The sequence below is a fragment of the Gemmatimonadaceae bacterium genome (genome assembly GCA_035606695.1).
In the GTDB taxonomy this organism is placed as follows: Bacteria; Gemmatimonadota; Gemmatimonadetes; order Gemmatimonadales; family Gemmatimonadaceae; genus JAQBQB01.
Genome location: DATNEW010000029.1, coordinates 154904 through 165513 on the forward strand (window position 1 = coordinate 154904; position 10610 = coordinate 165513).

Here is a 10610-nt window from a genome sequence, read left to right on the forward strand (position 1 = left end):
TATCCCACGCCTTCAATCTCTATGCTCACACTTCGCTCACGCGCCGTTTTTCTCGCCCTCGAGATCACGCTCGCTTCCTCCCTCGCGGCTCAGCAAGGTTGGAATCCGCAAGAAATCCTCCGCACCGAAACGTACGTCAAGCCACCGGCGGTGATCGAGCGCATCGTGATGGCGCCGCGCGTCGACATATCCTTTACAAACCCGAGCCCCGACCGGAAGTGGTTCATCCGCACGCCCGGTCTCGACCGCGGCGACATCGATAAATACGGTGCCGCGCACGTCAATCTTGGCGGCCTCCAGATCGACGCGCGCGCGAATCGCGCACGCACGGTCACGACGAGCCAACACACCGGACTGTCCATCGTCGACGCGCACACTGGTGCCGAGCGTGTGATGGAAACCCCGAAAGGCGCAACTATCGCTTCGCCGGTGTGGTCACCGAACGGAAGCCAGATCGCGTATCTCGCGAACTTCGACGACGCGTCGTACGCGTACGTCGCCGACGTCGCGAGCGGGCACTCGACGCGCGTGAGCAACGTGCCGGTTCTCGCAACGCTCGTCACGACGCTCGACTGGACGAGCGACGGCCGCAGCCTCGTCACCGTGCTCGTCCCCGATGCGCGCGGCCCGCTTCCGGCGCACGGCAAGAATGGCATCGAGACCGGACCACAGGTACGGCTCACCGAATCGCGCGCGCTGCCGCAGGTGATTCATCCCGCGCTGCTCGAGGATCCACACGACAAGGCGCAGCTCGAGTACTACACCACGGGCCAGCTCGCGCTGATCGACGTGCGCGCCAAGACCGTGCGAAAGATCGGCGCGCCCGCGATGATCCGCGCCGTCTCCGTTTCTCCCGACGCGAAATTCTTCCACGTCACGACCATGACGAAGCCGTTCTCGTACATCGTGCCCGTGTCGAACTTCGGCTCGCGCCAGGAGATGTGGGACGACAAGGGCAGCGTCATCACGTTGCTCGGCACCTCGCCGTTGCGCGAGGCAGAGGCGCGCGGCGGGCGCGGTGGCGATCAATCCGCGGACACGAGCAAGCGCAACATCGAGTGGAATCCCGCGGGTCCGGGGCTCGTGTACTTGCAGTCGGTGGTCACGATGAGCGCTCCGGCCCGCGGCGGTCGTGGCCCGGCGCGGCCGCAAGTGTCGAGCGTTCGCTTGATCAACTTGGTGCCGCCGTTCGGTGCGAATGACTCGAAGGTCTTGTATGAAGGAAGCGGCCGGATGTCCAACGCCGCGTTCAGCGCCGACGGCAAGACGTTGTTCGTCGCCGACAGCGGCACTGTCTACGCGATTCACCTCAGCGATCCGTCGCACAAATACTCCCTTGGCCGCGGCGTCAGCATTCCGAACGCGGGCGGCGGACGCGGAGGCGCGGGAGGATTCGGTGGCGCCGCGAATGATTCGGCGCAGGGCGGTGCGCTCGCCGTGACACATGGCGTGAATGGCGAACAGGTCGTCATGGTGAGCAGCGACGGCAAGAGCGTCTTCACGACGGGCACCCAGATGCCCGCCGCGAAGTGGACGACGCAATCGCCACGGCCGTGGGTCGATCGCGTCGACATCGCGACCGGCGCGCGCAAGCGGGTGTTCGAGAGTCCGGCCAACGCGTTCGACGAAGTCGTCGCTCCACTCGACGACGACTACAGCCAGTTCATCTTCACGCACGAATCCGCCACCACGCTTCCCGACGCGCATCTGCACACGGCGAGCGGGCAGGACGTGCAGCTCACGCACAACAGGGACGTCGCACCGGAAGTCACCGGCGCGCGTCACGAGCGTTTTCAGGTCACGCGTCCGCGCGACGACGTCAAGTTCTGGGTGGACGTCACGCTGCCGAAGGAATGGCAGCCCGGCAAGCGGATGCCCGGCATCATCTGGTTCTATCCGCGCGAATACACGACGCAGGCCGAATACGATCGATCGCGCTACAACACGAACATCAACAAGTTTCCGGAGATCGAACCGGCTCGCCCCGCGTCATCGGTGAAGCTATGGGTGACGCAGGGCTACGTGTTGCTCGAGCCGGATTCGCCGATCATGGGCGACTCGGGCAAGATGAACGACAACTACACGCGCGATCTCAAGGAGAATCTCGACGCGGTGATCGACGCCGCCGTCGACGCCGGCTACGTCGATCGCAACCACATGGGACTCGGCGGCCATAGTTATGGCGCGTTCAGCACGGTGAACGGCCTCACGCTCACGCCGTACTTCAAGGCGGGTATCGCGGGCGACGGCATGTACAATCGTTCGCTCACGCCGTTCGGATTTCAGAGCGAGCGACGCAATTTCTTCGAGGCGCAGAACGTCTATCTCGACATGTCGCCGTTCTATCGCGCCGACAAGATCCACGGCGCGCTATTGATGTATCACGCGCTCGAGGATCAGAACGTCGGCACGGCGCCGATCAGCTCCATCCGCATGTACCACGCGTTGCAAGGGCTCGGCAAACCGGCGGCGTTGTACATGTATCCGTATGAGGATCACAGCGACGCGACGTATACCACCGATCTCGACCTCTGGGCGCGGTGGATCGCGTGGTTTGATACGTACGTGAAAGGTAGCGGCGACGCGAAGACGATTCCGTAACGCGACGAACTCCTTGTCATCCCGAGCGACCCTGAGCGTAGCGAAGGGGAGTCGAGGGACCCCCGTCCCGGCGGAGGAGCCATACGCAGCGCTCCGCTGAGAAGGGGGTCCCTCGACTGCGGCGCTTCGCGCCTCCGCTCGGGATGACACAGAGTGGAGCGCTGCGCGCCTCCGCTCGGGATGACAAAGAGTGGAGCGCTAGTTGAACTGCCTCAACTCCACGCGCGAGTTATTCAGGAACACGCCCGAGAAGCGAACGAAATCGCCAACGCGAAGACTGTTGAAGCGATTCTGATCCTGGCTGTTCGCGCGATACGGCATCGACACGGTCAATAGCACGCCGTTCCCGCTGTCGATGTTGAACTGGCCGTTGTTGTAGTCGACGGACCGCACCGTTCCCTGGAGCGCCTGCACGTTCGCCGAGTTCGAATTCGGGTACGACGTCGTCGGGTAGTTCGTCGCCGAGCCGTTTACCGGCTGCGTGACGTACACGGAGTCCGTGTAATAACTGTTATTACCCTGATCGAGCAGATGCGCCAGCACTTGGTCGCCGTACTCGAGCGACGTCACCGGATAGAGCTGGTTGTCGTAAATGACTCTCGTGCGGCTGTCATACAGCACGGCGATGTTCTGGCCGTTCGACTGCTGCATGTTGATCGCCTGCGATTGCGTGTTCACGCTTTGCACGGTCGCTGACACCTGCATGCCGGTGGCCGCCGGCGAGAGCACACCGCCCAGGATATTGCCGAGCTGACCTGCGTTCGCGCAGGCGCCAAGTGCAGAGAGCGAAGCGAACGCTGCCGCCGTCGCCGCAAGTCGTGCCACCCGTTGAGCTATCATCATCATCCCCCCATGTTGGTATGCACCTAAAGGGCAATCACAGTGCCCATCTTCGGAGGAATCGCGGTGAACGAGGACGTCACGCCCGCTCTCAGCGGCGCTGAATGGGCAGGTGTGTTGGCCAACCGAGCGCAACTGGATGACATTCGCGAACAGTTGCTCGATACGCCGTTCTCAGCGCACGCCGTCGCGGCGCTGCTGCTCTACGAGGAGCCGTTCGGCTTTTCCGCGCAGGACGTCGACGATGAGGTTCAGGTCGCCGACTACTGCCGCGCGATGGCGCGCCAGCTCGAGACGACCGGCCAGACTGAAACCGCGGAGACGTTTCGGATGCTGGGCGAACGACACACGATTCGCGCGGCGAAGATCGCGTCGCTGCTGCCGCCGAAGGTGGCGTCGCCGGACGCCGTCGAACCTTGAGTACGACAACGTCTGACGACACCTGACCAGATCTGGTCGGATCTTGTCAGACGTTGTCGTTTTTTTCTATTCACCCCGAATCGCAACCATCGGATCCACCCGGCTCGACCGCCGCGCCGGCACGTACGCCGCGAGGATCGCCGTGCCGAGCACGATCAGCGCGCCAATGATGTAAACGCTGACGTCGAGCGGAGAGACGCCGTACAGCGACGCCCTGAGATACCTCGTCGCGAACGCGCCGCACGCCAGGCCCGCGATCACGCCGCCTCCCGTCATCATGAGCGCATTGCCGAGCACATTGCGACGCACCATCGCCGCGGTGGCGCCGAGTGCCATGCGAATGCCGATTTCGTGCGTGCGCGTCGATACGATGTACCAGATCACACCATAGATCCCGACCGCCGCCAGCACGATCGCGATCGCGCTGAACGCGGTGAGCGCAAGCATCGCGAATCGACGATCCGCCGCGCTGTTCGCGATCCGCGTATCCATGGTGCTGATCTGCGCCGGCGACTTCGGTACGAGCGCGTGAAGCCGGGCGCGGAGCGCCGGCGCGATCGCATCGGTGCTGCCGCTCGTGCGCAGCATCGCGACGACCTGTCCTTCGAGCGACTTCGGATGCTGCGCCAGCGGAACGTAAATCTCGTTCTGCGTACCGCGCGGCATCGACCAGTTCGATGCTTCGCGAACGACGCCCACGACGGTCAGCCATTGGTTGAACGCGTAGTTGCTCGAGATCGTGCGCCCGATCGGATCCTGCCCCGGCCACAACTTCCCGGCGATGCCCGGCGTGACGATCGCCACGCCTGGAGCATTCGCGGCGTCCGCCGTCGTGAATGCACGTCCGCGAAGGATCGGCTGCTGGAGGACGGAGAAATAATCCGGACTCACGACGCGAAAGCCCGCCATTGCAGGCCAATCGTGATCGCCCGGATCACCCGGGCGGCGCACCGGGGCCGACGACACGCCCCACAAGAGCGGCACCCGATTCGTGAGCGCGGCGCCTTGCACGCCCGGCACCGTTCGAAGCTCGGTCAACACCTCGTCGAGCCGATTGACGTCGTTCGGCGGCGCGATCGACGCCGTCACGATGCCATGCGGATTGAAGCCGGTATCGGCTGTGAGAATATTGTGAAGTGTGCGCACCAGCAGCGCCGATCCAACGAGCAGCATCAGCGCGAGCGCAATCTCGAAGCCGACCAGGAGCCGCCACACTGTGGCGCGGATGGTCGCTCCGTCGCGCGCGCCGCGCAGCACCAGGCCGGCGTCGCGATTGGCGAGCCGCCACGCGGGGTACACGCCGACGATCAGCGTCGTCACCACCGCGATAGCGCTCACGAACCCGAGCACGCGCGGATCGACACTGAGCTCCGACAGCCTCGGCACCAGATTCTGTCCGACCGATTTGATGCCGCGCGTCGCCGCCAGCGCGAGCACCGCCGCGCTCACCGCACCGACGACCACGAGCACGACGCTCTCCAGCAGCAGTTGCCGGGCAAGTCGTGCGCGCGACGCGCCCAATGCGGCGCGCACGACGATCTCCCGCTCGCGCGCGGTACCTCGCGCCAGCTGCGCGGTCACGAGATTGGTACACGCGATCAACAGCACGAGCGACGCCGCGCCGAACACCACGGAGAGCATGATGCGATAGTCCGCCACGAAGTAATCGCGCAGCGGCAACACATCGGCATCGACCGCCTGCGTTTCGTTTCCATATTCGGCGAGCAAGCGTCGTGAAAGGCTCGTCATGTCCGCGCGGGCCGCGTCGAGCGTAACCGCCGGCTTGAGGCGCCCGACGACGATGTAGTTGTGCGCATTGCGCACGGTGCCTGGCATCCGCTCGTGCGGAAAGAACACGTCCACCTGAGCGGCGAAACGAAATCCCGGCGGCAGCACGCCGACGACGGGCACGATCTCACCGAAAAGACGAATCGCGCCGAGTGGCTGGCGTCCACCCATGTTCGTTTGCCAGAACTCGTGCGTGACCATCGCGGCCCAACGTCCGCCGACCGCGTTCTCGTCGTCGGTGAATTCGCGACCAATCTCGGGCGTGACGCCGAGCGTGGCGAAGAAGTGGCGTGACACGCCCATGATCGGTACGCGCAGTGGCTCCGGTGCCGACGGCGACGGCCACACGGTGGTGGAATACGGCATCATCGCGGACGCGACGCCATCGAACGAGCGCGCGGACTCGCGCCAGCTCACGAAGTTCGGATACGACGGCGGCAGCAGCACCTGCTCGTCGGTGCGCTCGCGGATCATCACGAGGCGGTTCGCATCGCGATAGGGCAGGGGACGCAGCAGTACCGTGTCGAGCACCGTGAATGCGACCGTCGCCGCGCCAATGCCCAGCACGAGCGTCACGAGGGCGAGCGCGGTGAACGCCGGGTTCTTCCGAAGCGAGCGAATCGCCCAGTGGAAATCCTGCATGCTCCCCTCCGTCGGATTGGAGCCGCGCGCGTCGCGCGTGGCGTCGGTGACGTGTGTGGTGGGACCGAACTTCTCGAGCGCGCGGCGGCGAGCGACCGCGGGATCACAGCCGTCGCGAATGAGGCGCGACGTCTCGAGCTCCAGGTGATAGTCGATCTCTTCGCGCAACTCGCGGTCGCCGCGCGTCGTGAAGAGATCCGCCGCGCGCTGGCGGAATGCATCGAGCCACGACATGTCAGGCCTCCGCCGCGACGGCGCGCAGCACGCGATCCACCCCGCCGATCGCGCGCTGCCACCACGCGACTTCGGCGGCCAGCTGCCGGCGTCCGGATGCCGTGAGCTTGTAGAAGCGCGCGCGGCGGTTGTTGTCGGTGATGCGCCACTCGGCGACGACCCAGCCGCGGCGGCGCAGGCGTTGCAGCGCGGGATACACGGCACCTTGCTGAATCTCGCACACGCCGCCCGACAGCCGCTCGATCCGCTCGGCCACACCCCAGCCGTGCATCGCCCCCAGGCTCAGCGCCTTGAGGATGAGCAGATCGAACGTGCCGGGAACCAGCACGCCATCCTTCTCCATGATGGGTCTCCAGTAAGAGACTTACCGTAAGCTGCTTACTGGAGACACCGGCCGTGCGAAAAGGGTTGGAAAGGGCGATCAGGAGCGCCGGCCGGGTCGTCTTGCGCCTCGCCGACGCCCTCGTACGAAATTACTTTAGCAATCTTCCTCGCGTGCCTGCATGCCCAACCTCCTCGACGTCGCGTTCGCCCTCTTCTTCGCCGTCGGCGTTGCCGGCGCGGCGGTCCTCTACTTCGACCGCGAGCTCAAGCGGCGCATCGCCGCCGGTGTGCCGAACGCGCGACTCAACGCGTATCGCCGCGCCACCGCCGTGCAGTGGGCGCTCGCCGCGGCCGCGATCGTAATCTGGTCGCGCGCCCGGCGTCCATGGCGCGACCTCGGCTTGGTGCCGCCGAATGATTGGCGCGTCTACCTCGGCGTCGGGGTGATGCTGGGCGTCGGCATGCTCGTCGTCCGCCAGAATCGCGCGGTGTATCGCGCGAAACCCGAGCGCCTCGACGAGCTGGCCAAGCAGATCGGCAACGTCGAGATGATTCTGCCGCACAACGCGCGCGAGTTCCGCTGGTTCATGGTTCTCTCATGTACCGCGGGGGTCTGCGAGGAGCTGCTCTATCGCGGATTTCTTACGTGGCTGCTCGTGGCGTACGTCGGACTGCCGGCGGCGATCGTTCTCGTGGCCGTCGTGTTCGGCGTTGCACATGCGTATCAGGGACCGCGCGGCATGATCAAGACGGGTGTCGTCAGTCTCATCATGAGTCTCATCGTGCTCGGGAGCGGGTGGCTGATCCCGGCGATGGTCATTCACGCGCTGGTGGATATCTCGGGCGGCGTGCTCGGCTTCGCGGTGCTGCGTCGGCCTGGTGCGGTCCCTGCGATCGCGACGACATAACTGTCATCCCGAGGAGCGCGGCGACGAGGGATCTTTCATCTCGGCAGCGCGGCTAATCCCTCGACCAGTATGCTAGATCCCTCGTCGCGCTGCTCCTCGGGATGACACATGCTCAATCGACGAATCGCTGGCCCGACCGCGATCGACGAACGATGCAAGTCGTCGTGATCGGGCCCGTCGCGTCGCCGAGGTCGAATCGGTGACGGCGACCAGCGCATTGTACGCAACGGTCGTCGACGGATTCGGCAGAATCTCAAAGACCGCGGTGTCGCCGCCGCCCGCGCGCACTATCCAGTCTCCCGAGACACCACATGTCTCACCTAAGCCGAGTGCGCGTGCCGAGTCAAGCAGCATTGGACTGGTGAGAATAAATTCCGTGTGACTCGCCAACGTCACGAGGACACATGCACCGTATTCAGTCAGTCTCGATTGTGGTCACGTTCGTCGCGTCGCTGTCCGGTTGTGCCGGTTCGCCGGCGACGATCGCGACCGCCGCCGGCCCGGTCGTGGTGCCGCGCGCGCTCCCGAATGACGTGCGCTGGTTCCGGACCTCCGCGGAGTATCGCGCGCTCGCGCGGCAGGCGTTTCAAGTCGCGGCGGATCGAATGCCCGAGCTCTCTCGCGGCCTCGCGTCGCAGTCGTGGGCGGTGATCATGGACGCCGACGAAACAGTGCTCGACAACTCCGAGTACGAGCGGCGCCGGGCGATGCTCGACAGCGGCTACACCGATGCGAGCTGGGTCGCGTGGGTGAACGAGCGCGCGGCGACCGCGATTCCCGGCGCACCCGAGCTCACGCGCCGCGTCCACTCCCTTGGCGGACGTGTGGCGATCGTGACGAATCGCGCCGACTCGCTCTGTGCGGCGACGCGCGCGAATCTCCAATCGGCCGGCATCGAGGCGGATCTCGTGTTGTGCCAGCCATCCGGTCAAAGCGACAAGAATCCGCGCTTCGAGCGCGTGCGCAGCGGCAGCGCGGTCGCCGGGGTTCCAGCGCTCGACGTCGTGGCGTACTTCGGCGACAACATTCTCGATTTTCCGGGAATGACGCAGGCCGCGCGAAATGATCCGCGGGCGCTTGCCGACTTCGGCCGGCGCTGGTTCATTCTTCCCAATCCCATGTACGGATCGTGGCAGCAGAATCGCGATCCGTAGGCATTCATCCCACGAGGGTTTCGTGAGCTCGAGACTACCGATCGCCGTGATGGCTGCGCTTGCCGCGTCCATCGCGGTGGCTGCATGCGCCAAGACCGACGCGACCAAGAGCGGCGGCGCGACGAGTTCAGCTGATGTCGACAGTGCGGCGCAAGCCATTACCGCCGACGCGTTGCTGCAACACATCAAGGATCTGTCCGCGGATTCCATGCAAGGGCGCGCACCCGGCACGCCGGGCGAAGAGAAGGCCACCGCGTACATGGAGTCGCAGTTCAAGTCGCTCGGCCTCAAGCCGGGCAATCCCGATGGATCGTTCATTCAGAAGGTCGATCTCGTCGGCTATCTGTCGCATCCCACCGCGACGTTCAAGGCGAACGGCAAGACCGTCGCGCTCAAGTATCCCGATGATTTCATCGCGAACTCGCGCCACGAGCGGCCCGAGACGAAGATCGACAACTCCGACATCGTGTTCGTCGGCTACGGCGTCGTCGCGCCCGAATATGGCTGGGACGACTACAAGGGCGTCGACGTGAAGGGGAAGACGATCCTCATGCTCGTGAACGACCCGGCGATTCGCGTGGCCGGCGATACGACGCTCGACAGCACGATGTTCAAGGGCAAGGCGATGACGTACTACGGCCGGTGGACGTACAAGTACGAGATCGCCACCGACAAGGGCGCCGCGGCCGCGATCATCATCCACGAGACCGGGCCGGCGGGGTATCCGTATTCGGTGGTGAGCAGCAGCAACTCGCAGGAGCAGTTCGACGTCGTGTCGCCCGATGCGGAGAAGCGCGTGCCCGTCGAGGGATGGATCACGCTGCCCAAGGCGGAAGAGCTGCTGAGCGCCGCGCACTTGAATTTCGATTCGCTCAAGGCCGCGGCCGCGAAGAAGGACTTCAAGCCGGCAACGCTCACCGGCGCCACGGCGAGCTTTGACGTCAAGATCGACCACCGGCGCGTTCAGTCGAAGAACATCGTCGCGAAGCTCGAGGGCGGCGACAAGAAAGATGAATACGTCATCTACACCGCGCATTGGGACCACCTGGGTATCGGCCCCAAAGTGAACGGCGACTCGATCTACAATGGCGCGGCCGACAACGCCTCCGGCAGCTCCGCGCTGTTAGAGATCGCGAAAGCCTATACCAAGCTCAAGACGCCGCCGCGCCGCTCGATTCTCTTCCTGTCGGTGACGGCCGAGGAGAAGGGGTTGGTCGGGTCGAAGTACTACGCGACGCATCCGTTGTATCCGTTGAACAAGACCGCCGCGAACATCAACATGGACGGTCTGAACCAGTGGGGCAAAACGAGCGACTACACGGTCATCGGGCTGGGGAACAGCACGCTCGACGACGTGTTGACCGACGTCCTCAAGGCCGACAATCGCACCGTGCGACCCGATCCTGAACCGGAGAAGGGTTTCTATTACCGCTCCGACCACTTCGAGTTCGCGAAGCAGGGCGTGCCGTCGCTGTACATCGACTCCGGCACCGAGTACGTCGGAAAGGACTCGGCGTATAGTCAGCAGAAGCGCGACGAGTACACGAACAACGACTACCACAAGCCGTCGGACCAGGTGAAGCCGGACTGGGATCTCTCGGGCGCGGCCGAGGATCTCCAGGCGCTGTTCCAGGTCGGCTACCGCATCGCTCAGACGGATCGGTGGCCGGAGTGGAAGGCAGGCACGGAGTTCAAGGCA

Annotated in this window: 8 protein-coding genes; 5 read left to right on the forward strand and 3 right to left on the reverse strand. The window is 64.8% G+C overall.

The annotated features are described in order from the left end of the window. The first annotated feature begins 21 nt into the window (after nt 1-21). Nucleotides 22-2601, forward strand: a complete 2580-nt coding sequence (locus tag VN706_15870) for a prolyl oligopeptidase family serine peptidase (GenBank protein ID HXT17120.1) — start codon at nt 22-24, stop codon at nt 2599-2601. A 198-nt stretch (nt 2602-2799) separates the two neighbouring features. On the opposite strand, the gene VN706_15875 is transcribed toward VN706_15870, so the two are convergent. Next, nucleotides 2800-3447 (reverse strand): hypothetical protein, encoded by a 648-nt coding sequence (locus tag VN706_15875; GenBank protein ID HXT17121.1) that lies wholly within the window; start codon nt 3445-3447, stop codon nt 2800-2802. Between the two features lie 36 nt (nt 3448-3483). Between VN706_15875 and VN706_15880 the strand changes: the two genes are divergently transcribed. Next, on the forward strand, nt 3484-3861 hold the full coding sequence (locus tag VN706_15880) for a hypothetical protein (protein ID HXT17122.1): 378 nt from the start codon (nt 3484-3486) through the stop codon (nt 3859-3861). A gap of 66 nt (nt 3862-3927) precedes the next feature. On the opposite strand, the gene VN706_15885 is transcribed toward VN706_15880, so the two are convergent. Beyond that, complete coding sequence (locus VN706_15885; GenBank protein HXT17123.1) at nt 3928-6525, reverse strand: ABC transporter permease; 2598 nt, start codon at nt 6523-6525, stop codon at nt 3928-3930. A gap of 1 nt (nt 6526) precedes the next feature. Next, a complete protein-coding gene (locus tag VN706_15890; GenBank protein ID HXT17124.1) occupies nt 6527-6868 on the reverse strand; it encodes a PadR family transcriptional regulator in 342 nt (113 codons plus the stop codon). A gap of 160 nt (nt 6869-7028) precedes the next feature. Here VN706_15890 and VN706_15895 point away from each other — a divergent pair, with 160 nt between their 5' ends. From VN706_15895 to VN706_15905, 3 genes are all read left to right on the forward strand, one after another. Then, nucleotides 7029-7757 carry a CPBP family intramembrane glutamic endopeptidase gene (locus VN706_15895; protein HXT17125.1) on the forward strand — a complete coding sequence of 243 codons (729 nt, stop codon included), beginning with the start codon at nt 7029-7031 and terminating at the stop codon, nt 7755-7757. Between the two features lie 404 nt (nt 7758-8161). Further along, a complete protein-coding gene (locus VN706_15900) occupies nt 8162-8911 on the forward strand; it encodes an HAD family acid phosphatase (protein HXT17126.1) in 750 nt (249 codons plus the stop codon). Nucleotides 8912-8933: 22 nt separating this feature from the next. Further along, nucleotides 8934-10610, forward strand: a 1677-nt coding sequence (locus VN706_15905) for a M28 family metallopeptidase (protein HXT17127.1), incomplete at its 3' end; no start/stop codon positions are given.